This is a genomic window from Paenibacillus validus NBRC 15382 (genome assembly GCF_004000985.1).
In the GTDB taxonomy this organism is placed as follows: domain Bacteria; phylum Bacillota; class Bacilli; order Paenibacillales; family NBRC-103111; genus Paenibacillus_G; species Paenibacillus_G validus.
The window spans coordinates 63,080-86,483 of the sequence record NZ_BIMH01000016.1 but is presented as its reverse complement, the minus strand read 5'-3'; the positions used below and the strand labels follow the sequence as shown (position 1 = coordinate 86,483).

Below are 23,404 nucleotides of genomic sequence, written 5' to 3'. Positions count from 1 at the left end.
AGGACAAGCCCGTGCCGGTTCGGCACGGGCTTGTTGTTATTCATTTATCGGATAAATTAATCCAAATAATAAGCGAGGCTTTGCAGGTCCGTCGTGAAATCCGCATGGTGTACCCGTACATCGCTCGGCACTTTAATAATGAGCGGCGCAAAGTTCAAGATCGCTTCGACGCCCGCTTCGGTGAACTGGTTGGCGACCTGCTGCGCTTCCGGCGCAGGAACGGTAATAATCCCGATCCTGATCTGCAGCTCGCGAATCGTCGTCCCGAGCTCTTCCATCGGCTTTACTTTTAAGTTATTGATCGATTCGCCGATTTTGTTCGGTTGCGCGTCAAAGACAGCGACAATTTTCATGTTGTCTTTTAAATAAGCGTTGTAATTGCATAACGCGCGGCCCAAATTGCCCGCTCCGACCAGCGCGACGGGAATCACTTTATCAAGCTTCAAAATTTGTCTGATTTTCTCGATTAAATAATCGACATCATACCCGATGCCCTTCTTGCCGAATTCACCAAAATAAGCGAGATCTTTACGGATTTGGGCCGGATTCAGATCAAGTTTTTGTCCAAGATCCTGTGAAGATACGGTTGAAATATTTTTCTTGCTCAGCTCATTCAAGAATCGCAAGTAAATCGGCAGCCGTCGGACGACCGCCTCGGAAATTTTCATCGTTTTCATGCTTCGTTCTCCTCCATCCACCGCTTAATACGTGGAACCAACTGATTCGCAGTCATATGCTCGATCTTAGGTCCCGGCAGCGAATACAAGAAGTATTTCCCATAGTTCGTATCGATGACCCGGGTATCGTAAATAATGACGATCCCTTTGTCCGATGCGGTACGAACCAATCTTCCGAATCCCTGCTTGAAGCGAATAACCGCCTGTGGTACCGACAGCTTCATGAACGGATTCATATTCTTGGCCTTAAGCTTTTCCGTCTTCGCTTCCACAAGCGGATGCGTCGGCGGCTGGAACGGCAGCCGGACGATGGCCAGACAGGTGAGCGCGTCGCCCGGAATGTCGACGCCTTCCCAGAAGCTGCTCGTGCCCAGAAGCACGCAAGCAGGACTGCTCTGGAACATGCGCGTCAGCTTGCTTCGATTGCCGCTGTCCACGCCTTGTCCGAGCACGTTCACGCCGAACGGCGCCAGCATTTCCTTCAAACCGGCATGAACCGTCTTCAGCATGCGATTGGAAGTGAAAAGAACCAGCATGCGCCCTTTCGTTTCCAGCGCGACTTCGGCCAGCGACGGAATCAGGCGGTCGATAAACTCTTTGTCGCCCCCGCTTCCGCCGCGCAGCCCCGGAAAGTCCCGGGGGATAGCGACAAGCGCCTGCTCCCGGTAATTGAACGGCGAGGGAAGCTGCACCGTTCTCAATTGTCCGGATGGCTGCGATTCGTTCAGCCCCAGCTGTTCGCAGGTGTAAGCGAACGATTTGCCTACCGAGAGTGTGGCCGAGGTCAGTATTACGCTATCTTTCGGCTCGAAGAAATGCTGCTGCAGCAGCGAGCTGACATCGACCGGCACGCAATGCAGCTGAAGCGAGCGATTTTTGTTGTACAACCCGCCCTCTAACCAATACACATAGTTGTCGTCCGGCATCGTCATAAAGAAATGGAGCGCATCTTTATAACGATGAAGTTCTTTCACGGTGCCGCTTAAGTCGGTTACGACGCTCTGCACTTCGAATTCGTCCTGCACCTCTTTCAGCTCGCTGACGACCTTATCCAGCTTCTTAAGCGCTTCAAGCGCGTGCAGCTGAAAATTCTCTTCAAGCACCGCGAGCTTATCCCACCCGAGGGGCAGCGCGTCCTTCCTCACCCGAAGCACGAGGCCGCCGCCTTCCTGCTGAGCCGCCGACTCCCCGCTGCGCGATGTCAGCAACTGATACAGCAGTTCCGTCAGCTGCTCCCACTCTTCTTTCATCTCCATCACTTTCTCGACCGCGCGGTCGATCTCAGCGCTCCAGCCAGCCACGCGCGGATCTTCGTCCGCCTTCTGCAAACGAAAGCGGAGGCTTGACAATTGCCCGGAACGGCCGTCCTTATACAGCCAATGAAGCGTGTTCATTAACCCGTGATAGTGAAGCTCGATCCCCAGATGCTTGCTCGCCACTTCTTCAAAATGATGAGCCTCATCGATAACAAGATGCTTATAAGCAGGCAGCAGGCGGTTGTCCGCTTTCATATCCGTAAATAAGAGCGAATGATTCGTGATGATGACGTCGGCCGTGTTCGCCTCGTGGCGGGCTCGATGGTAAAAGCATTTTTTAAACCAGGGGCAGGCGCGATTCAGGCAAGAATCGGTGTCGCTTTCCACCGTATGCCAAAACGGCTTTCCTTTGTTGGCAAAGAAAAGCTCCTCGTCGTCGCCGTGTTTCGTTTCCCCGAGCCACACGAGCATCTGCCCGGCGGTAATCCGGTCTTCCTTGCCGTTCTCGAAATCGAGCGTGTTGATTTTGTGCTCGAACTTGCGCAGGCATAAATAGTGGCTTCGCCCTTTCAACAGCGCGGCCCGGAACCCGATCGGGAACAGCTCGTGCAGCAGCGGAATGTCGCGTTCCCGCAGCTGCTCCTGCAAATTGATCGTATGCGTGCTGACGAGCACCTTCTTATCGTGCTTGAGTCCGTAGTACAGCGAAGGAATCAAATAAGCCAGCGATTTGCCGGTACCCGTGCCCGCCTCCACCATCAGATGATGTCCCGCTTCAAAAGCGCTCTCCACCTCGCTGAGCATCGTCACCTGGGCTTCCCGCTCTTCATAAGCGTCAAACCGCCGTTTAAGCACATCCTTCAGCTGCTCGTAAAAGGCGGAGAAAGGCTCCTTCAACGTCTTCGCCTCATCCTCTTCGCGAATCGATTCCTCTTCGCCCCAATCGCCGACGCCCAAAGCGAATTGGCGGAAATACCGGTCCGCATCCGGATCGAGCGGCTGGTGCAGCTCCCGGTATTGCAGCATCTCATGCACGATCCAGCCGAAGTCGTTGGTGGATTCGGCAAAGATCATATCCAGCCGCTGCAGCGTCAACAAAGGAAGCCCCTGCAGCCGCTCCATGCAGCGAATCCAGATAAGCGCCGTTACTTCGGCGTCGCTGTCCGCTTGATGCGGCCGCTCGTGTTCGATGCCGAAAGCGTGAGCCACCATCGACAGCTGCAGGGTCGACAGCCCCGGGTACAGGACGCGCAGCGCATCGAGCGTGTCGAGCACGCGTCCGTCGAACGAGAAATAACCCGTTTCATCGAGCGCCCGCTGCAAGAACCCCAAATCAAACCCGATATTATGGCCGACAAGCGCCGTATCTTGCAGCAGCGGCACCATCTCGGCCATAACCGTGTCGATTGACGGCGCATCCTTCACCATAGCGTCATCAATGCCCGTAAGCGTTGTAATAGAAGAAGGTATACTCATACCCGGATTGACGAGGGAAGTATACCTATCCGTTATTTGCATATCCTCTATAATCATGAGTCCGACTTGGATAATCCGATCGGTTGCCAGACTCCCCGTCGTTTCAAAATCCAAAACCGCAAATTTCATCGGTGCCTTTCTCAATCCCTTCCTCCACTGTTCTCAATAAGCATACCACACAACGTGGAAAAAGGAATAGCAAACTTATTTCCGCAGCACAATCGGATGAGCGTTCTAAAGCGGCTGGCCCGACCTGCGGGACTGCGAGAACGTGAAGTGAAGCCCGCCCTGTTTCTCCCGGCACACGCCCAGGTCGATCAATGGCTCGACACTGGAAGGGTCAGTGCGGTAAGCTAAATTGAACAGCTCGCAAGCTTTTTCCAGATTGTTCTGCTTCACCTGAATACACCCCATCGCGTTTAACGAGATGGCTTTCAGCTTCAGGTTTTCCGTTAACTGCGACAAAAATTGGAAATGGGAATAGCTGTCTTCCGTATGTCCTTGATGAAAATACGACATGGCGAGGTAGATCCGGGCTAGCGTGAAGTCAGGCTGATTGTGCAGCAGCTCGGCAAACTGATCGATCGCTTCGCTATACATGTGCAGCTTGTAAAAGCCTTGCCCGCGCACGAATAGATCTGATCGTTTCGCCGCAAATTCCGGATCGAGCGGATCGGCGCCGCCCAGCAGGGAAACCATGCCGGTCGCCTGCATCATTTGGCCCAGCTTCTCTTCGAACAACAGCCATTCTTCAATACAGCTGTCACTCATTGCCTTCAAAGCCCGCAGCTTTTCCTTCAAATGCTTCCGCTTCACAGCGGTTGAGGACGGGTATTCCGACATCACTTCATCCAGCATTTCATTCATCGATGCAAACAGATGCTTGAACATACGCACATCCCACCTTTACGCCGCTTGGTAACATGGTATCTTCATTGTGCGTCTCCCCGTCCCGTTTCATTCGGCTTAGAGCACGGTGGAATGAATTTCTTCCTTCAATACGCTGACGACCTCGTTGCCTTCGCCCATAATGGCGATGCTCGGGGTATGCTTGCGCGCTTCTTCGTCCGTCATCATGGCATAAGATAAAATAATGACTTTATCCCCCGGCTGCACCAAGCGAGCCGCGGCGCCGTTCAGACAAATAACGCCCGAACCTCTCGAGCCTGGAATAATGTACGTTTCAAACCGGGCGCCGTTATTATTATTCACGATTTGCACTTTCTCGTTCGGGAGCATATCGAGCAAATCCAGCAGGTCTTGATCGATCGTAATGCTCCCGACATAGTTCAGATTCGCTTCCGTCACGGTAGCGCGGTGTATTTTCGCTTTGAGCATCGTGCGAAACACGGCGTTCGCCTCCTTATAGTTGGGTGTCCGCCGGCCTCTCGGGCCGGGACATGGGATAGGTGTAGGTTAAGGAATTCGGACGATACAATTATCGATCAAACGTGTCTTACCGAATTTGACCGCCAGCGCCACAATGATGCGTTCACCTTGTGTGAACGATTCGAGCGGTTCAAGCGAAGGGAACGCGAGAACCTCGGCATAATCGATTTCGGCTAACGGCGACCGGCGGATATGCGTTCGCACGTTCTCGATAAGCTGCTGCGGCGTTAAGCCGACGCCGCTCTCGGCAAGCGCCGTCTCCGCTTCGCGCAGCGCGGCCGACAATACGGTCGCCTGCTTCCGCTCCTCTTCGTTCAAGTAAACGTTCCGCGAGCTCTTGGCCAAGCCGTCCGCTTCGCGAATCGTCGGACACGGGACGATCTCCACCGGCAGGTTGAGGTCGAGCACCATTTGCTCGATGACGGCGACCTGCTGCGCATCCTTCATCCCGAAAAATGCGGCATCCGGCTGTACGATATGGAAGAGCTTGGCGACAACCGTCGCCACCCCGTCAAAGTGACCCGGCCGCGAAGCTCCGCAAAGCCGTGTGGTGACCTCGCGCACCGACACCATCGTCTTGATCGGCTGCGGGTACATTTCGGCGACTTGAGGCAGGAAAACGATATCCGTTCCAGCCTGCTCGGCAACGGCCAAGTCCCGCTCTTCGTCGCGGGGATAACGTTCGAAATCTTCGTTCGGACCGAACTGCAACGGGTTCACGAAGATGCTCAGCACCACGATATCGCAGGAGCGCCGCGCCGCTTCGAGAAGCGAAGCATGTCCTTCGTGCAAAAAGCCCATTGTCGGCACGAAGCCGACGCGAAGGGACGGCTGCTCCGCTCTCCGCGAGCGGATGCTCTGCCGTAAGTCTGTTATATGCTGGATGACTTGCATCGTTATCGGATTCTCCCTCCGCCGTACAGATGGCTCGCTTCCTCTTCCGTCATGCGGAACGAGTGTCCTTCAGCAGGAAACTGTCTGGCCTTCACTTCATGCACGTACTGCTGCAACGCACCTCGTATCGTCTCACCGACGTTCGCGTAAGCCTTGACAAACCGCTTCGGCTGAACGTCCGCTCCGTAACCGAGCACATCGTGAAAGACCAGCACTTGCCCGTCACAGGACGCGCCCGCCCCGATCCCGATCGTCGGTATGGTCAACCGCTCGGTGAGCTGCTCCGCCAACTGGTCGGTCACCAGCTCCAGCACGATGGAGAACGCGCCCGCTTCTTCCAGTGCCCGGGCATCCTCCAGCAGCTTCTGAGCCTGCTCGCTCGTCTTTCCCTGCACCTTGTAACCGCCGATTTGATGAATCGATTGCGGCGTTAAGCCGACATGTGCCATGACCGGAATGCCCGCCTGCACAAGCGCCTTCACGACAGGCGCAATTTCCGCCCCGCCCTCCACCTTGACGGCTTTCGCAAGCCCTTCCTGCATGATGCGGGCGGCGTTGCGCAGCGTCTGGTCCATACTGCCGTGATACGTCATGAACGGCATATCCGTGACGACGAAACTGGATTGAACGGCTCTCGTCACGGCCTTCGTATGATAAATCATGTCATCCAGCGTGACCGGAACGGTCGATTCGTAACCGAGCACAACATTGCCGAGCGAATCGCCAACCAGAATGACATCGACGCCGGCTTGGTCGGCCAGCATCGCGGATGGGTAATCATACGCGGTAATCACACTAATCGGCGTTTTCTCTTGTTTCATTTTCCGCAGCTTGGCGGTAGTAATCGGTTTGCGCGTTTCCATGGGCAGCACCTGCTTTCTTCCGATTTTCGTCCGATGAACATAGTATTGCGATTCTTTGCCGGATTGTTGCGGAAGAACAAAAAAACCTTCCAGCTTGCCCGGGAAACGGGAGCTCAAAGGTTCACATGTCTAATTTCATATGATCCTTCTGTCTCGGTCCAATAGGCTCAGAGCAGAATCCGACATATTGCAAAAAAGTATGAAATTTTCGGTACATCATTCCATCATACCGTGAACACGGAACAAAGTGCAGTTCCTGCGAGGATACCGCCTTCGTTACTGCTCATTATATCAAACTTAACATGAAAAGTCATCTAAATTCAACGTCGCCCGAAAACATTTTGCGCACGCTGCCATCGTTTAGCCGGACGAGCAACGCCCCTTGCTCGTCGATCGCCTCGGCAAACCCTTCAACCGTCTCCTGCGGCATTCGGCACACGATCTCCCGTCCGAGCGAAACCGTCAACGCTTCCCACAGCAGCTTAATGGGCGCGAAGCCTTCCGAGCGATACAGCGCGTACAAGCGCTCCCATTCCGCCAGGAGCTCCACGAACAGCAGCGAACGGTCGATTCGACGACCGGCCGCGATCGCGAGCGATGTGGCAATTGCACGAATGTCGGGAGGATAGTCGTCCTCCGTCAAGTTGACGCTAATGCCGATGCCGGCGACAACGTGCTGCAGGGTGCCGTTCTCCACGTTCGCTTCCAGCAAAATCCCTGCGACCTTGCGGCCGTCGATCAACAAATCGTTCGGCCACTTAATCCCCGCATCGAGTCCGGTCACCTGCCGGACGGCACGGCATAACGACACGGCTGTCAACAGCGTAAGCTGCGGCGTTTGGGAAAGCGGCAACCAGTCCGGACGTAAAATAAGGCTGAACCACAGCCCCTTCCCTTTCGGAGAATGCCAGCGTCTGCCCATGCGGCCGCGGCCGGCCGTTTGCAATTCGGCAAGCACGACGGCTCCCTCCGGCGCTCCGGCTGCCGTAAGCTGCTGGGCGACGATTTGGGTCGAGTCGACTTCATCGCGAAGATGAAGCTGCCTGCCGAACCGCTCCGTACGCAGGCCGGCCAGCAAGGAAGGCAAATCAAACTTCTCCGGCGCCGACAGAAGCCTGTAGCCTTTGCGTGGAATCGCTTCGAATTGAAACCCCTGCTGCTTCAGCCGCTCAATCTGCTTCCAGACGGCCGTGCGGCTAATGTTCAGCTTACCGCTAAGCTCCTCACCCGAGATATAATCGCGGTCCGACTGCTTGAACAGCTCCAATAACCGATCTGTCATCGTATTCCCTTCTCCTGCATTTCGCCGTATAGTTCCCTTGCCGCTTGGATTAACGCTTCCTTCCGATTCGGCAGCGAGCCTAAAGCCGCCTGCCGGAGCAGCGCTTGCAGCAGCTTGCCCGTCCAGGGACCGGCTTTGCCCTGCAGCGCCTCCAGCACCTCTTGCCCAGTTACCGCCAAATCCCGCAGCCGCGCAACGGGCATTTCTGCAAGCCACGCTTCGCCATGCCGAATCCACTCCGTGAATATGGGGTGCGTCACCGTATCCGTACCGGCAGCGTGGCGTATATTCCGGTCCAACTTATAAATAGTTCTTAACGTTTGCAATCCGTCGATCCCATATAGAAGCGCCGCTTCCACCCATAGCTCTCTGGCCTCATGACTCGGTTCTCCAGCATCCCTCACCGTGTATGCAGCCAGTTCATGCATAAGCCAGGCATTCGCCTCCACGATACGGCCGACCTCTTCGATTTGTTTCTTGGCGAACGTCAGCTTCCGCATATCCGTGTCATAGTCGCCTTGACCGGCGCCCAGTTTCAAGTACAGGTAAGCCAGACGATCCTCAAGCCGCGTAAGCTTCCTCAGATCAAGTTCTCCGACGCTATCGATCTCATCCAGTCTTGCCCAGCAAAGCTTTTCTTTGGTATGCGCAAGCAAACGGCAATCCTTCAGCAAGAGCATGGCTCCGCTCGGGTCGCTTCCGGTCAGCATCCGTTCCAATTCGGCTCGAATGCGTTCCATGGCGATATGCCTAAGCAGCGGCGCAGCCCCCAGCAAAGCCAACCAGGTGCCGGACTCCGGCTTCAGGCCGTACTCCGCGGCGAACCGAATACAGCGAAGCATCCGCAGCGCGTCCTCGGAGAACCTTTCTTGCGCCGAACCGACGCAGCGCAGGATGCCTCGCTCCAAATCCGCTTGTCCGCCGAACGGGTCGATCAGACGCCCGTTCAAATCCATCGCCATGGCGTTCATCGTAAAATCGCGCCGCTGCAAATCTTCGTGCAGGCTGTCGATATATTCGACCGAATGCGGGCGACGATAATCGGAATAATCCCCTTCTTTACGGAACGTCGTGACCTCGAACGGCTGCCGATGGACGACAACCGTAACCGTTCCGTGCTGAAGTCCGGTCGGCACGGTGCGCTGGAAAAGCGCCTCCACCTGCTCCGGCCGCGCCGATGTAGCGATGTCGTAATCTTTAACCGGTCGGCCGAGCAGCTCGTCCCGCACACAGCCGCCGACGAAGTAAGCTTCGAAGCCGGCTTCATTCAGCCGGGCCACGATTCCGAGCGCATGTTGTTTTAACGCCTGCCCCTCCGTCTCTTTCATGCCGCACTCATCCCTCTTAGCATTGTAGCGGCTTCTCCTGAAGCTCGCTCGGTACCGGTTTGCCCAAAACCCGGTAATACAGCGCTTCATACTGTCTCGAAATCACATCGTTACAGAACGTATAACGCGCCCGGTGCAAGCAAGCCTCCCTCATCGTACGGTAAGCTGACTCATTCTTCAGCAGGTTGATTGCAAGCTGTGACATCTGCTCTACATCGCCGATTTCGGCGAGATATCCCGTTTCCCCATGCGTAATAAGCTCTGGGATGCCGCCTGCATTGGAAGCAATCGTCGGCACGCCGCACGCCATCGCTTCGAGCGCCACCAGGCCGAAGCTCTCCTTCTCCGAAGGCAGAAGCATCAAATCGGCCAATGACAGCAGCTGCGCGACATCATCCTGTTTGCCGCAAAACGTTACGCGATCCAGCAAGCCGAGCTCCTTCACTTTGCATAACACCTTGGACAGCTCCGGACCTTCTCCGACGAACAACAGCCGCGCAGGCATTTCCTTGCGAACCCGGTCGAAAATTTCAACCACATCGGTCACCCGTTTAACCGGGCGGAAGTTGGAAATATGTATCAATATTTTTTCGTCCGGATGCGCAAACTCCTTGCGTAAGCTCGTCACCTCGCGCGGATAATACACCCGTTTGTCGACAAAGTTGTAAGCGAGCTCAATCGGCTTCTCGATCCCAAGCAGCTGTCTCGTCTCTTGAATCAAATCTTGGGAAACGGCAGTCACCGCATCGCTTTCATTGATCGCGTACCGGATCAGGTCGCTGAGCGATTCATCTTGGGCGAGCACGGTAATATCCGTGCCGTGGAGCGTGGTCACGACCTTCAGCTCCGGCCCTACCATTTGCTTCGCCAATAAAGCGCAAACCGCATGCGGAATCGCATAATGGACATGCAGCAGGTCCAAATCCTCCAGCTTCACGACTTGCGCCAGCTTACTGGCGAGCGATAAGTCGTAAGGCGGGTATTTAAACACGTAGTAATCATTAACCTCGACTTCATGATAAAAAATGTTCTTATCGAATTTACCGAGCCTAAACGGCATGCTGTGGGTAATAAAGTGCACTTCATGCCCTTTTTCCGCAAGCAGCTTGCCGAGCTCTGTCGCGACCACCCCGGAACCTCCGAGCGTAGGGTAACAGGTAATCCCGATCTTCAACCGCTCCATGGGCGCTGCCTCCTTCTGCTAACGCTGCGATTCGCTTGACGTCGTTGGTTATAGTAGCTCCGTCATATAAGGCAGTTTGCTCATAAAGCCTTCGGCATACAACACCGAGCGTTTCTGTCCCAGCAGCAAATCGCGCGCTTCCACGCGTTCCATATAACCTTGATTCAACGGAGTGCTTACATAATCGCCGCCCGGCGCCGCCGTGAACTGCGTGCGGTAAGCTTGTAAAGCCAATCGTTTCGTATCGTAATAAGCGGTTACATCGACCATTACGTCAGGATCGATCGTATCGTTAATGAAATAGAAATAAGTCTCTGCAACTTGATGCGCCGGGAGCTCCGGCATGTAACGGCGAAGCTTGGCATTGAATACCGCCTCCTGCACCAGCTTGCTACAGGCGATATGATCCGGATGCCTGTCCTCCCAGTAAGGCGCAAATACGACGCGCGGCTTGCGCAGCCGTATTTCGGCCACGATCCGATCGATGAAGTCCGAACGTAAAGTAAGACCCCGATCCGGAAGCTTCAGATTGCTGCGGGCGGATAGACCCATAATGCGCGACGCCTCCTCGGCTTCGGCCTGCCGCGTATCGACTGTGCCGTTCGACGACATTTCGGCGAGCGTCAAGTCGCATATTCCGATCCGGTAACCGGCTGCCGCATGCTTGGCGATCGTGCCGCCCATGCCGATTTCCGCATCGTCGGGATGCGCCCCGAATATTAAGAAATCGAGCGTATCCGTCATTCTTCAATACCCGGCTTATATTTATGTACGAGCTCACGCCAGGCGAAATCGCCGCGGTCGAGCGCTTTAACCAATATTTCGCCCGTGGCGATATTGGTTGCGCACGGAATGCCCTGCACGTCGCACAAACGAAGCAGCGCGATAATATCCGGCTCGTGCGGCTGAGCCATTAACGGATCTCGCAGAAAGATGATCAAGTCCATTTCGTTGGTGGCAACCATGGCGCCGATCTGCTGATCTCCCCCAAGCGGACCGGACATGAAACGGTTGATTTGCAGCTTCGTCTTCTCCATAATGCGCGTGCCGGTCGTGCCGGTCGCAAACAGCTTATGATGCTGAAATACATGTTCATAGGCGGTCACGAAATTGACCATTTCGTCTTTTTTGCGGTCATGCGCAATGAGCGCGATATTCATTGTCATACGGATTTAGCTCCCCCTTAGGCTGTTGCAAACGGTGTTTTCGCGGTTCAAAAACGATTGGCATCGGGGCGAAACCGCAAAGATCGGCCTTGTCCCCGACTTCCGTCAATCGATGAAATGCTCGAAGCCGTAAACCATGCCTGCATATGTCATCACTTTCTTCACCGCAACGTTCACGCCGGGCATGTAACCCGCCCGGTCGTACGAATCGTGCCGGATTTTCAGGGTTTGGCCGAAAGCGCCGAACACCACTTCCTGCTGCGCAAAAATCCCTGGAAGCCTCACGCTATGTATCCGAAATCCGTCGTAGTAGCCGCCTCTCGCCCCTTCGATCGTTTCTTCCTCTTTCGGGTTGCCTTGTCTCAACTCGCCCCGCACTTGCGCAATCATCTCCGCGGTCTTGACGGACGTGCCTGAAGGAGCGTCAAGCTTCTGATCCCCGTGGTATTCGATAATTTCCACATGTGGCATATATTTGGCCGCTTGCGCCGCGAATTTCATCATCAGAATCGCGCCAATCGAGAAGTTCGGCGCAATCAGCCCTCCGATCCCGGCAGCTTTACACTGCTTGTCCAGCGCTTCGATGTCTTCCGGGGTGAAGCCTGTCGTGCCCATGACCGGACGAACCTTGTGTTTAATGGCGAGCGCCGTATTAACGACGGCCGATTGCGGCGTCGTGAAGTCGACCATGACATCCGGGTTCGTTTCCACAAGCGTTAATTCCAAGTCGTTCGTCACCATGACGCCGCACGGATCGAGCCCGACAAGCCGGCCCGCATCCGTGTTCTTCGTCGATCGGTCCATCGCCGCTACGAGCTCGAGTTCCGGATCGGCAAGAACCATTTTTACAACCTCTCGTCCCATACGGCCGCTTGCGCCGGCAACCGCTACTTTAATCTTCGTTTGTCCCATAATCTCTTGTGTCCTCTCCTTCTGCACTCCCTAGGATGAAGTACGCCTCATATATTGTTTCCATTTGTGTTCATATTCCGAGAGCAGCCGGTTCCCGATCGAGTGCCCGGGATCAAGCTTCAGCAGCTCTTTCACGGCCCCGATCGCCAAGCTGTATTCGTCAAGCCGCGCATAAGCGATCCCTAGCAGCAGGTAAGCTTCTAACGACAGCGGGTCTTTCTCTACCGCTTGTTTCACTAAAGCAACGGCCAGCCAGAGCCGCTCATCCGATTCTTCGAACAATTTTTCCGCCTCAACCAACAACGCTTTTGCGCGCAGATGCTGCAAATGAAACGTATAGTGCTCATCCGTCGGCTCGAGCTTCACCGCTTGTTCCGCATGCCGGATCGCCTTCGACAATTTATTGCTGCGCGCGTAGGTAATCGACAGCTTGTAATGGTAAGAAGCGTTATTGGGATTCAAGGCGATGGCCCGTTCGAACCAACCGATAGCCTGTTCGAAATCGTGATTTAAGATCGATTCGTACGCTTTTTTAATTGCAAGTTCGCCATCCATTCCCCCATCTCCTTCCTACGTGCATACGAGCCGGCGCATGGTACGACCGTACGGAAAAAAGGGTGATGGTACAGCATTATGTAAGACGTTACGAATCGGTGTCCACTTTAGTCCAACGGTCGGCGTCCCGCGTACGGAATTTATGCATGACTTGATCATGCGCCTTCGTTAGATCGATGCCAAGCGAATTGGCAAAGCAAATCGTTATGAAAAGAATGTCGCCGAGCTCCAGCTCGATTGAATTGTCCGCTTCCGTCGGCTTTTTCGGTTTCTCGCCGAACCGGTGATTCACTTCCCGCGCCAGCTCGCCGACTTCTTCCGACATCCTTGCCAGCATCGTCATCGGACGGAAGTAACCTTCCTTAAATTGAGATATGTATGCATCCACCTCCTCCTGGAGGTCTTTAAGCGAGCGTTCCTTGTCCATGGTTCGATCCGTCACCAGCCTTACTTTGGGTTCTGATGCTTGCATCACCGCAGAACATCAATACCATGTTAACGCAAATGGAGGTTCCGTGACAAATTATTTTTGTCGCGAAGCATACCGCCATGAACGGCGAGCCATATTAGGGAGGAACAGGAGGTGTTTCCGCCATGCTCTCCCCCCTATGGACGCCGCTTCGAAACCTTTTGCCTATCGCCATGGGGACTGCCGTTTATGCATTCGGTCTCCACTATTTCGTCATTTCCAACGAGTTCATGGAAGGCGGCATCACCGGTATCGCCCTATTGCTGAACTATATATTCGGCTTTCCCCCTTCCCTGACAACCCTTGTCATCAATATCCCGTTATTTGTTCTGGGCTGGCGTATCCTGGGCAAATCATCGATGTTCTATACGATTGCCGGTACGCTGCTGCTTTCATTTTTTCTTTGGTTAATGGAGCATTCCATTCGTGCGGGATGGATTGAACCGTTCCGGACGGAACATGATTTTTTTCTCGTATCCGCCTATGCCGGATTTACGTTAGGCATCGGACTCGGACTAGTGTTTCGGTACGGGGGAACGACCGGCGGCTCCGATATTGTGGCGCGCATCGCTCATAAGCTGAGGGGGTGGAGCGTCGGACGCATTATTTTATTCTCCGACGCGATCGTGCTTGCGCTTTCGTTGTTTTTTTTGCCGAAGGAAAAAATTATGTATACGCTTGTAGCCGTGTTCATTACGACCAAAATGATCGATATCTTCATCGAAGGTGCCTACGCGGCCAGGGCATTCACGATAATCAGCGAGCGCGCCGACCGGTTGGCCGACGAAATTACGAACAGCTTGGACCGCGGGGTTACGCTGATTCCGGCGATCGGCGCCTTCTCCAAGCAAAGCAAGAACGTCGTCTACTGCGTCGTTGCCCGCAGTGAAATGAGAAGGCTTAAAGACCTCGTCCGAGCCGTCGATCCCCGTGCGTTTATTATCATCACAGAGGTGCACGACGTCGTCGGCGAAGGCTTTAAGCCTCTTTCCTAGCATCACAAGCTTATATGTAGCCGTCTTCGTTGCGGCGTACCGTAACAATCCCGTCGTTCTTCTTCGATAAACGCCAACCGGCGAAGCACAGGGCGGCCAAGATGACCGAACCGAAGGCAAGCGTCCATAGAATCGGATTTTGTGGCTCCGGATACGGCAAGTAAGCCGTCGCTTCGCGCTTCATAAACAATTTGTCCAACATTTGCCGCATTGGCGGGACCGCGTTTAACACGTTACGGAACGGCATGCCTTGACTCATCGATTGCGATTTCACAAAAGCGACAAGCGAATCCATTCGCTCGACATCTTCGGCGGGCCGGCTGATCAGCAAGCTCGGGTGAATGATGCTGTAATGCTGCTCGAAGTGTGCGCTGGCATGCTGCAGGGACGTTTTATCGCTAGCTTTGGCCGTCTGTTCGATCACATTCACGTCATCCTGCAGCTGCTTGTAATATTGCAGCCAGAGCGGTTGGCTCGCGTGCGTAAGGGAATCGGTCGCCAAGCGAACTTTGGCCGCGGATATTTTCCCTGCATCCGGGTTAAATTTAACCGCTTGAAAGACGCGTTTAGCTTCGGTGATCGTATCAGTCAGCGCGTTCAGACCTTCCACCGACGTGATGCCCTCGAACCGTATTTGCGTGACCTGGTCGCTAATCTGCTGCAGCACCGCGCGGCTTCCCGGAATATCGCCCTGCTGGACCTTCTGGTACATCGTTTCCGCCGTTTCATTCAACAGCTTCACCTTCTGGAGCTGCTCTGGCGTCGGCTTAACGGCTGCCGCAGCATCCTGCTTGGCGGATAATGCGCAGCCCGCCAATAGCGGCAAAAACAATATGAGCGCCATACTTACCCCGATCCACTTCATTTTCCCGAATCCGATCATCGGACATCCCCTCCTAAGTACAATTTATGGAGGGGTTGTCTCATTTAGACCGATTTGTGCTGTAAAATCCGTCCGTGCTTCCTATAGCGGATCAGCCAGATGATGATCGCGATTGCAATGCCGATGAAGCTAAGTCCCATTGTAAACAGTCGAATGGCGCCAAGATCGTCCAGCAAGGTTTCCGGCAGCCACGGAAATACCCCGGCGCCGTAATCCATCGCATCGTTCCAAAGCGTCCAGGCGGCGACGATCAACACCGCCCAAGGCGTATACCGGTAAAATCTCGCATAGAGTAACGCTTCGGCGGCCATCCCCAGATGAGAAATCGTCAGCATCCAATCCTGCCAAACGATGCCGTCCCCTTGATAAGCGCCCGCCCAAATCATCGCTACGGCCCATACGCCGTATTTGAACGAAGTAATGAGCGCGAACGCTTCTATACATCCGCGCAGCCATCCGGCCCGTTCGGGCGGCACCGCTATACCGGTCTGCTTATCGACATTCCACAGCAGGAACCCAATAAAACAAGTAAAGAACAGGCTGGCCGTAGGACTATCCGGCACGAAGGGCAAGTACGCGTTGCCGAAATTTTCGGATGTAAAGAGGAGCTGCTTCCAATACCATTCATACCCGTAGACCGTGCCGAGGAGATTGATCACAAACAAGCTCCAAAGCATCAGCCTACTGCCCAAGAACGGCGTTGAAACATAGTACGACAAACGCCAATTGGTCAACGATAACCCTCCCAGCTTACTAAAAAACCTGACCGCTGCAAGCGATCAGGTTTTGTTCATGGTTATTTCTTCTGTTTGGCCAACCAATCGGCCAATTTGTCCATATCGTCTGCGGAAAGGCCTTTGGCGATGTTGGCGTCGTATTGCGCCGTCATATTGCCCTGGCCATTCTTGATGATACCGATGATTTCATCTTTACTATGCTTGTCGCCGATGCCGCGAAGGGCAGGAATTCCAGCGGAAGGCATTCCTTTCAACTCGCCGCCATGGCATTGCAAGCAAGTTGACTTCTGATAAATCGCTGCTGCCGGGTCATCCGGAGCGACGATTGCCGCAGCCTGCGCAGCGGGCTTCTTCGCCCCTCCGCCGCCAGCACCGCCGGCACCCTTGGACGCATGCATCTCTTCCTCGCGCTTAATGTGCTCCGGAACGAGATTTTTCTCTTTCAGCTCATGCTGATAGTGCTGCCAGGAATAAACCGTCAAGTAGGTGCATGCAATCAAGCTTACGAACATCAACGTCGAGGCGATTGGACGTTTGTAGAAACGTCTTTCTTTACCGGTATCGAGGAATGGTGCGAGCAACAAAGCACCGAACAAGATACCCGGAACGCCGACCGTACCGAGTACGACGTAATCGCCGGACGTGTATGGATATTTCAACAATTGGTACATAAACAGGAAGTACCAGTCCGGCATCGGAATGATTTGCGTGTTGGTCGGATCCGCCGGATAACCAAGCGGCGCCGCTTCGGACATAACCAGTACCAGAATGCCGAGCAAGACGACAACCCCTACCATCCACTCTTTCAACAGGAAGTTAGGAATGAACACTTCCGATTTACCGGGATAAGCGGAGAAGTCTTGCGGAATCAAGCGCGTATCTTTCGCCCGTACGCGAGAGTCTCCCACGTAAACGATTTTTTCGTCAGATTTAGGTCCGTGAGCCACGTATCGCCCCTCCTTCTATTTTTTTCATGAACCGTAAACGGTGATCGTTCCTCCCCATCTTAGAGCGGCCCGGAAATCCCTTGCTTACGGATCATCAAGAAGTGTCCGGCGAGCAGACCAAGCAGGGCAGCCGGCAGGAAGAACACGTGTAAGGCGAAGAATCTCGTCAACGTTTGAGCTCCTACGATCTCGCCGCCTTGCAAGAACGACTTGGCGTAAGGTCCAATATACGGAGCGGATTCCACAATCTTCAACGTAACGCTTGTCGCGAAATAGGCTTTGTTATCCCAAGGAAGGAGATAGCCTGTCAACCCGAGACCCAACATAACGAAGAAAATCAACATACCTACAACCCAGTTCATCTCGCGAGGAGCTTTATACGAACCAGTGAAAAAGACGCGGAGCGTATGTAAGAACATCATCACGATAACCAAGCTCGCACCCCAGTGGTGCATCCCGCGAACGATAACGCCGAACGCCACTTTATGCTGCAGATAGTCAACGCTTGCATAGGCGTTGATAATATCCGGCACGTAATACATCGTTAAGAACATACCGGACAAAATTTGTATAACTGTGATAAAGAACGTCAATCCGCCGAAACAATAAACGAAAGCAGAGAAGTGATGAGCCGGGTTAACGTGCTCAGGCACCTCGTGATCCGCTACGTCCCGCCACAGCGGCGTGATATCCAGGCGTTCATCGATCCAGTTATAGACACTTTTAAACATCTGATGTTACGCCTCCTTATTACACCCGTTTGTTCGGACCAAGCTGACCGAGGTACACAAAGCCTTGCTCCACTTTCACTTCATACTCATCCAGCGGCGCCGATGCGACAGCCAGCTGTTTGCCGTCCGGCGTGTAGTGCGCACCGTGACAAGGACAATAATATTGATCCTTGTATTCCGGATTCGCATTCCAGTTTACGGTGCAACCTAAATGTTTACAGGTCGGATTCAACGCAAAAACTTTGCCGTCCTTGCCTTTCGATATCCACGCTTCCAGCTCGGGGTCGCTTTCAAACCAACCGTCGACCTGATGCACCGCGAATTTGAAAGATTTCGGCTCGTTCGTAATCTTGGATTCTTCCACAACCTTCACCCAATCGGCTTTCTTCTTAGGTTGAAGGACCGGATCCACCGCAAACCGAACCATCGGTACCAGCATCCCGGCACCCATGAAAGCTCCTGCGCCGCCAAGGGTGTAGGAAAGAAACTGGCGTCTGGACATTTCCCGACGTTTCACCGGTTTCTCGCCATGATGCTGCGAATCGTGATTCGTGTGATCGTTCATTCTCGTTCTACCCCCTTTTGCAACATATATCAGTCGTTCGACATAACTTTACACCATATACTAGGACATAACTAATAATAGCTTACGTCACTGGGTGCGTCAAGAATGGAGACATGACTATGCGCCTTGGAAAACGAGGCGGATCAAGCAGTTTTAACATAATTGTCACAACTGCTGCCGGCCGCCTCCAGCGTGCTCTTACATAGAATTTACACCCTTGGCGCAGAACATACATCGTTTACACCGATTGCCTGTCCCGCCAAAGCTCCGTCAGCTTGTCAGCGACCGAACGCCTCGCTTCTGCGCCTAACGCCGTCAGTTCTTCCTTCGTCATGGCTATGATCAGATCCGCCCCTTCCGCACCCACCGGCAGTCCGGCTTCCGCATGCCGCGATGCGGACACAAGCACGACATATCGGAACCCCGCGTCCTTTAGCCTTGCGCAGACGTCCTCAATCAGCTTTCGTGCCGAAGCAGCCGCTTGTCCCGTACCGATATAATGCATCGCCGGAAACGTCACGATCCGTCCTTTGAAAGGAATTTCGATCAGGTCCAGCACATCGCGCAAATCTTCCAGCGCCGCCGCGGCTTCCCAGGGAGATTCGGAACCGTCAAGTCCCGTAACAGGCAGCACGCACGTGTCCAGATAGGGCTGAAGCTCCGACCAGTTTCCCGATTCGATTTCACTGAATTTCATCCGTTTCACCTTCTTTCCCGTTCCTTACTTTAACACAAAAAAAAGACATATGAAGGGGTTTCATATGCCTTTCGATAAAATGTCACGATTTGCCTTCTCTAGCAAGCCTGTATGAAGAGATCATATGCCCTGGGAGCGCAGCGTGTTTAGTTCGGTCGTTAGGGCAATAAAGGATTGTTCGTCACCCGCAGCCAAGGCCTGATCGATTTCGTTGTACAGCTTCTTTTCTCGATAGTCGCGTATAGCTTCATCAAGCATCATTTCAGCAAACAAACTTAGCATCATGTCGTTTGTCACGTTCATTTTGCCCATGAGTACCTACCTCCAAACCGGGTCATAATGAAATTTCATCTTTTTCCGAAAGCGGACGGGCCGCCTGCATTCCATTCAGGCGGACAACGGATTACGCCTGCAGGTTGCGATATTCCTCGCGCTTGAGGCAGTAGCTTTCCATCGTTCGTTTCATCCTGGCCAAGTCCGGTTCTGCAAGCTCGCGGACAACTTTGGCCGGCGAACCGAGGGATAGCGTGTACGAGGGGATCGATTTGTTTTCCGTAATTAGCGACCCCGCTCCTATTAAAGCATATTCACCGATCGAGGCACCGTTAAGTACAATAGCTCCCATCCCGATTAATGTGCCTTTGCCTATCCGGCAGCCGTGGATAATGGCGCCGTGTCCGACGGACACCTCCTCCTCGACAATAAGCGGTTCATCCTTGTTCACATGGCCGATACAGCCGTCCTGAATATTGCTCCGCTTGCCGATCCGTATGGGGGCCAAATCGCCCCGGAGCACCGTGTTGTACCAGATGCTCGCCCCTTCTTCAATCACCACATCGCCGATTACCTGAACGCCTGCGGCCAAAAACACGCTCTCGTGCACTTGCGGAAAAATCCCGTTGTAACTATGCAGCATTCCAACCACTCCATTTCATATATAAATTGGAGTGATTGTAGCAAGCCGATACCCGCTTGTCAAACATCCAGCACGAGGGGGTTCTCATCCGGCACATACGTGCCTTCAATGATACGGGATCCAAGTTTGGATATTTGGATCACCGTGCCCTTATGCTCGTCTTCCCCGATCCGTAGAAGCCCGAGATGCATCATCATCTGCAAGATACGCTGTTCCAGAATAGCGTCCGCTGAATCGTAGTAAAACGGCCGGATCAACGGACCCAGCGTCTCTTTCAGCGACGATAGCGTCACCCACGAGCCGCCTAGCCGGTTCAGCCACTGGACGATGGACTGCAGCTGGGGAATAGGCCCTTTATAGAGCCTTAACCAGAATCGGTACACGTGAACCGGATCTTCCTTCCGATTCTCGATTACGGCCGCTTTCCCGCGCTCGGTCAACGCCAGCACCTGATGATGCTCGGTAATGAGATCGCTGAAATAGCAGTAATCGTAAATAAACGAGAAGCGGTTCGGATAATCCCGAAACATGCGTCCGTACCCGAAACGCCATGCCGTTTTGCCGACAGGCTCCTCCCGAACGGCCAAACGCTCGAGAATCTGCTGCAAATTGCGCTTGTACATAACCAGCTCCGAGGTTAACATCACCTCTTGATCTTGCAAATAATGCAGGAAATGCCAAATGTCGTCCAAAATCAGCTTCTGTTCGTCACGATAGACGGACGGCTCATCCGTCAGCAGCATCCTCTCCTCGAACCGCTTCGAGAGCGCGGTAATAAATCTTCTCTTCAAATCCGCAGGAATCTGAAACAAATAGCGGGTTTGCTGCGAGTGCCCGTTGAACAACCAGCCGCGATGCTTAAACCTTGTAATCATCTCTCGCGGATTCCAATCGGTGTCCGCCTCATCTTTAACAAATTTGCTTTGCTGCACCCTCGCGAGCAATTCTTCCAAGCTGAATGAGCCTCGTTGATCGAACAGCAGCGAGTTCAGGAACCGGATGTCCTCGATGGTCAATTCATCAACGTACCGCTCGAACACGTCGCTTCGTCCCACTCGGGATAAAATCGACTGGATCAGCTCATGTTTGGAATGGTCGTTACATTCGCAATCATACGTGCCGGCTATGCGGCTCAGATCATGAATGTCCGCGTAACTCAACATGTCGGCTAAATTCATGCTTGAATTCCCCCTAAACCCTCCTCCTGCACCTGCTGGAGTCGTTTCAACCTTACTATCCATTATGGGAATTTGTGCCGTTTTTAAACGTAGAAAAACAAACAAAGCTTTCACCTGCTTCATAAAGAAGCTGGTGAAAGCTTGAGTAGTCGTTATTTACGCGGGTTTACGGGCTAGTTTTAAGCGATGCGAGGTGTGCCGTACAATTAAGAAGACGGAGCCGCCATCCGTCGTCAATCCGTTCCATGACCGTCAACGACGTATTCATGAGATGGCTTTCAAGCGTCAGTCGCCCGATCGATTCGATCACCGGTACGATATAACCGCCATGGCTGACGATTAAGATCCGTTTCCCGCCATGATCGCGTTCCAAATCGCTCAAGAACGACTGCCACCGCATCAGTAAAAGCTCGTCGCTTTCCAATCCAAGATCAAGCTGACGCCATTGTTCGCCCCAACGCGCCAATCGCTCATCCAGCGTCGTTCCTTCGAGCTGCCCGAAAGCCCGCTCTCGCAGCCGCGCATCGACGCCCAGCACCGGAGTACCTGTCGCTTGCGCAATTCGTTCCGCCGTTTCTCTTGCTCTCATTAAATCGCTGGTTACGATGCCATCCCAGGGCTCGCCTCTCAGCCGTTCGCCCAGCAGCCCGGCTTGAACCCGTCCGACCTCCGCCAGCGGCGTGTCCATCTGCCCCTGCATCCGTCCCGCCAAGTTCCATTCCGTCGTTCCGTGACGAATAAATCCGATGGTCGTCATGAATTACACTCCTTCTTTCAGTAACGGGTCCGGGATAACCAGTTCATAATGAGCAGCGTACACGTCAACCCGAGCAACGACAGAAAGAGCATATAATCCTGAAACGTATGAATCGGTCCGACCTGGTACATGAACGGTTTGTTGAACCCCTTCAGGCTGGCTACCGCCGTCGGCATCGCGTGGACATTCAACGACTCCGCTTGGCTGGATGCGACTACGACCGGATCGCCGATGCGTCCGAACACGGACGACTCCGGAGCGGCTGCTGTATCGTAGTGATGCTGCTCGTTGTTCAGGGATATCCAGAACGTAAACATAAACACGGTCACGCAAACGATAATGGCTGCCGTCAAATTCCGGCGAAGCTTCGCGGAAAAGTGATACAACCGTTCATTAACCGGAGTGCGCCAGCCTTCCTCTTCGAAAATCCGGCTCATAACGGCTGACGAGACGGTGCGTTCGCTCGCTCCGGCGGATTCCTCCACCGCAACGGATCGGATCAGCATCGTGCTTTCCTTCCATATGATATACTCTTCAGAGCAGCATTCGCAGTGCCTCATATGCGCATCCGCCGCCAGCCGTTTCGGATCGTCCTCGTGCAAATCCCAATACACGCCGAACAGCTCTTGAATGTCTTCGCATTTCATCGTCGATTCATCCCCTCATACTCCTCAAAGAGCGGTTCAAGAAAGTATGGCTCCAACTGGAGCTTGACGCTAGCTCTCGCCCTAAACAACAAAGATTTGACCGAACTGACCGTCTGCCCCAAAATATTCGCGATCTCCTGATAATCGAGCTGATCGTATTCCCGCAATATAAGGGCCGATCTTTGCTTCTCAGGTAAATTGTTGATCGCATCTCGAACCATCGTTACTTTTTCGTTCCGCAGCACCGTTTGCTCGGGCAGCGCTTCAGCCGCCGTCTGGGGAACGTAGCCGCTTTGCTCGAGCGAAACCTTGATGTTTTTATGTTTACGCAGCTCGCTTAGAACCGTATTGCGTGCAATGGTATACAACCAGGTGGAGAAGGTCGCCTCGACTTCCCGAAACGAATGCAGGCTGCGATAAGCCTTGTAGAACGTTTCGTTGCAAAGATCCTCTGCCAATGATTCCAATTGCGCGCTTTTCAGCATGTGAAAGATGAATGCCAATATTTTACGTTCATAGCGGCGCATCAATTCGTTATATAGTTCGACGTTTCCGTCTTTAATTTCTCGGATCAACTGGGAATCGGTCATGCCCTCGGCGACCCTCCTTGTGATTCCCCGCCTGCTCCCTTCGTCGCCACATGTTTGTACCGTCCGGGGAGCCAAAAAGTTGCGGTGATTCTTAAAAAAAATTTAGAATTCGTACTTCTATTCCGTATTCATTCGAGATCGGCAGTTAAAAATCCTGCTTTATCGACAGAAACAAGTATTTCTCATAAAAAAAGACCGCCTGAATATCAGGCGGTTGCACACAGTGCCATTATTCGGATAGGAGTGGAGAGAAACCATACTGTACTTTTATTATATGTATCCGTTTTCATTTTGTCAACGTTTTTTTTGAA

27 protein-coding genes are annotated in these 23,404 nt (G+C 53.5%); 1 reads left to right on the top strand and 26 read right to left on the bottom strand.

The genetic code is table 11. From position 1 onward, the window contains the following. Positions 1–56 precede the first annotated feature (56 nt). The 14 genes from PVA01S_RS13110 to PVA01S_RS13045 all read right to left on the bottom strand — a co-directional run bounded on the left by PVA01S_RS13110 (position 57) and on the right by PVA01S_RS13045 (position 13,408). Complete coding sequence (locus tag PVA01S_RS13110; protein WP_054797744.1) at positions 57–677, bottom strand: redox-sensing transcriptional repressor Rex; 621 nt, start codon at positions 675–677, stop codon at positions 57–59. Beyond that, positions 674–3,538, bottom strand: a complete 2,865-nt coding sequence (gene dinG / locus PVA01S_RS13105; protein WP_127608000.1) for an ATP-dependent DNA helicase DinG — start codon at positions 3,536–3,538, stop codon at positions 674–676. Before dinG ends, PVA01S_RS13110 begins: the two co-directional genes overlap by 4 nt. Before the next feature lie 105 nt (positions 3,539–3,643). Further along, positions 3,644–4,300 (bottom strand): tetratricopeptide repeat protein, encoded by a 657-nt coding sequence (locus PVA01S_RS13100; protein WP_127607984.1) that lies wholly within the window; start codon positions 4,298–4,300, stop codon positions 3,644–3,646. Positions 4,301–4,375: 75 nt separating this feature from the next. Then, complete coding sequence (gene panD / locus PVA01S_RS13095; RefSeq protein ID WP_054797745.1) at positions 4,376–4,759, bottom strand: aspartate 1-decarboxylase; 384 nt, start codon at positions 4,757–4,759, stop codon at positions 4,376–4,378. Between the two features lie 66 nt (positions 4,760–4,825). Continuing rightward, positions 4,826–5,692 (bottom strand): pantoate--beta-alanine ligase, encoded by an 867-nt coding sequence (panC, locus tag PVA01S_RS13090; protein ID WP_054797746.1) that lies wholly within the window; start codon positions 5,690–5,692, stop codon positions 4,826–4,828. A 2-nt stretch (positions 5,693–5,694) separates the two neighbouring features. Then, positions 5,695–6,555 carry a 3-methyl-2-oxobutanoate hydroxymethyltransferase gene (panB, locus tag PVA01S_RS13085; RefSeq protein WP_127607983.1) on the bottom strand — a complete coding sequence of 287 codons (861 nt, stop codon included), beginning with the start codon at positions 6,553–6,555 and terminating at the stop codon, positions 5,695–5,697. A 310-nt stretch (positions 6,556–6,865) separates the two neighbouring features. Next, positions 6,866–7,837: a biotin--[acetyl-CoA-carboxylase] ligase gene (locus PVA01S_RS13080; protein WP_054800082.1), complete on the bottom strand. Its 972-nt coding sequence runs from the start codon at positions 7,835–7,837 to the stop codon at positions 6,866–6,868. Then, entirely contained in the window at positions 7,834–9,165 is a 1,332-nt protein-coding gene (locus PVA01S_RS13075; RefSeq protein ID WP_127607982.1) for a CCA tRNA nucleotidyltransferase, read from the bottom strand. Before PVA01S_RS13075 ends, PVA01S_RS13080 begins: the two co-directional genes overlap by 4 nt. Positions 9,166–9,181: 16 nt before the next feature. Continuing rightward, the gene (bshA, locus tag PVA01S_RS13070; RefSeq protein WP_127607981.1) at positions 9,182–10,348 is read right to left on the bottom strand and encodes an N-acetyl-alpha-D-glucosaminyl L-malate synthase BshA; all 1,167 of its coding nucleotides are present in this window, start codon (positions 10,346–10,348) and stop codon (positions 9,182–9,184) included. A 48-nt stretch (positions 10,349–10,396) separates the two neighbouring features. Further along, entirely contained in the window at positions 10,397–11,092 is a 696-nt protein-coding gene (gene bshB1 / locus PVA01S_RS13065) for a bacillithiol biosynthesis deacetylase BshB1 (protein WP_127607980.1), read from the bottom strand. Then, entirely contained in the window at positions 11,089–11,508 is a 420-nt protein-coding gene (locus PVA01S_RS13060; protein ID WP_174817584.1) for a methylglyoxal synthase, read from the bottom strand. The genes bshB1 and PVA01S_RS13060 overlap by 4 nt, the downstream gene beginning before the upstream one ends. A 111-nt stretch (positions 11,509–11,619) precedes the next feature. Next, positions 11,620–12,426, bottom strand: a complete 807-nt coding sequence (dapB, locus tag PVA01S_RS13055; RefSeq protein ID WP_127607978.1) for a 4-hydroxy-tetrahydrodipicolinate reductase — start codon at positions 12,424–12,426, stop codon at positions 11,620–11,622. A 30-nt stretch (positions 12,427–12,456) separates the two neighbouring features. Continuing rightward, the gene (locus PVA01S_RS13050) at positions 12,457–12,981 is read right to left on the bottom strand and encodes a tetratricopeptide repeat protein (protein ID WP_127607977.1); all 525 of its coding nucleotides are present in this window, start codon (positions 12,979–12,981) and stop codon (positions 12,457–12,459) included. A gap of 88 nt (positions 12,982–13,069) precedes the next feature. Further along, entirely contained in the window at positions 13,070–13,408 is a 339-nt protein-coding gene (locus PVA01S_RS13045) for a nucleotide pyrophosphohydrolase (RefSeq protein WP_127607999.1), read from the bottom strand. A gap of 167 nt (positions 13,409–13,575) precedes the next feature. On the opposite strand from PVA01S_RS13045, the gene PVA01S_RS13040 reads away from it, so the two are divergent. Continuing rightward, on the top strand, positions 13,576–14,445 hold the full coding sequence (locus PVA01S_RS13040) for a YitT family protein (RefSeq protein ID WP_127607976.1): 870 nt from the start codon (positions 13,576–13,578) through the stop codon (positions 14,443–14,445). A gap of 10 nt (positions 14,446–14,455) precedes the next feature. On the opposite strand, the gene PVA01S_RS13035 is transcribed toward PVA01S_RS13040, so the two are convergent. The 12 genes from PVA01S_RS13035 to PVA01S_RS12980 form a co-directional block, all read right to left on the bottom strand. After that, positions 14,456–15,328 (bottom strand): sporulation protein YpjB, encoded by an 873-nt coding sequence (locus tag PVA01S_RS13035; protein WP_127607975.1) that lies wholly within the window; start codon positions 15,326–15,328, stop codon positions 14,456–14,458. A 44-nt stretch (positions 15,329–15,372) separates the two neighbouring features. Then, on the bottom strand, positions 15,373–16,062 hold the full coding sequence (locus tag PVA01S_RS13030) for a DUF1405 domain-containing protein (protein WP_127607974.1): 690 nt from the start codon (positions 16,060–16,062) through the stop codon (positions 15,373–15,375). A gap of 62 nt (positions 16,063–16,124) precedes the next feature. Continuing rightward, positions 16,125–17,012, bottom strand: a complete 888-nt coding sequence (locus PVA01S_RS13025) for a c-type cytochrome (protein ID WP_127607973.1) — start codon at positions 17,010–17,012, stop codon at positions 16,125–16,127. 59 nt (positions 17,013–17,071) lie between these two features. After that, positions 17,072–17,743, bottom strand: a complete 672-nt coding sequence (gene qcrB, locus PVA01S_RS13020; RefSeq protein ID WP_127607972.1) for a menaquinol-cytochrome c reductase cytochrome b subunit — start codon at positions 17,741–17,743, stop codon at positions 17,072–17,074. Between the two features lie 19 nt (positions 17,744–17,762). Next, on the bottom strand, positions 17,763–18,308 hold the full coding sequence (locus PVA01S_RS13015; RefSeq protein WP_054797750.1) for a QcrA and Rieske domain-containing protein: 546 nt from the start codon (positions 18,306–18,308) through the stop codon (positions 17,763–17,765). A gap of 238 nt (positions 18,309–18,546) precedes the next feature. Next, positions 18,547–19,005: a DUF2487 family protein gene (locus PVA01S_RS13010; protein ID WP_054797755.1), complete on the bottom strand. Its 459-nt coding sequence runs from the start codon at positions 19,003–19,005 to the stop codon at positions 18,547–18,549. Positions 19,006–19,125: 120 nt separating this feature from the next. Continuing rightward, positions 19,126–19,317, bottom strand: a complete 192-nt coding sequence (locus PVA01S_RS13005) for an IDEAL domain-containing protein (protein WP_054797751.1) — start codon at positions 19,315–19,317, stop codon at positions 19,126–19,128. 91 nt (positions 19,318–19,408) lie between these two features. Continuing rightward, positions 19,409–19,921, bottom strand: a complete 513-nt coding sequence (locus tag PVA01S_RS13000) for a gamma carbonic anhydrase family protein (RefSeq protein WP_127607971.1) — start codon at positions 19,919–19,921, stop codon at positions 19,409–19,411. A gap of 59 nt (positions 19,922–19,980) precedes the next feature. Then, positions 19,981–21,099, bottom strand: a complete 1,119-nt coding sequence (locus PVA01S_RS12995; protein WP_127607970.1) for a hypothetical protein — start codon at positions 21,097–21,099, stop codon at positions 19,981–19,983. A gap of 166 nt (positions 21,100–21,265) precedes the next feature. Then, entirely contained in the window at positions 21,266–21,856 is a 591-nt protein-coding gene (locus tag PVA01S_RS12990) for a histidine phosphatase family protein (protein ID WP_054797753.1), read from the bottom strand. Positions 21,857–21,873: 17 nt separating this feature from the next. After that, positions 21,874–22,503 carry an anti-sigma factor gene (locus PVA01S_RS12985; RefSeq protein ID WP_054797754.1) on the bottom strand — a complete coding sequence of 210 codons (630 nt, stop codon included), beginning with the start codon at positions 22,501–22,503 and terminating at the stop codon, positions 21,874–21,876. Next, the gene (locus PVA01S_RS12980; RefSeq protein WP_127607969.1) at positions 22,500–23,093 is read right to left on the bottom strand and encodes an RNA polymerase sigma factor; all 594 of its coding nucleotides are present in this window, start codon (positions 23,091–23,093) and stop codon (positions 22,500–22,502) included. Before PVA01S_RS12980 ends, PVA01S_RS12985 begins: the two co-directional genes overlap by 4 nt. Positions 23,094–23,404 lie beyond the last annotated feature (311 nt).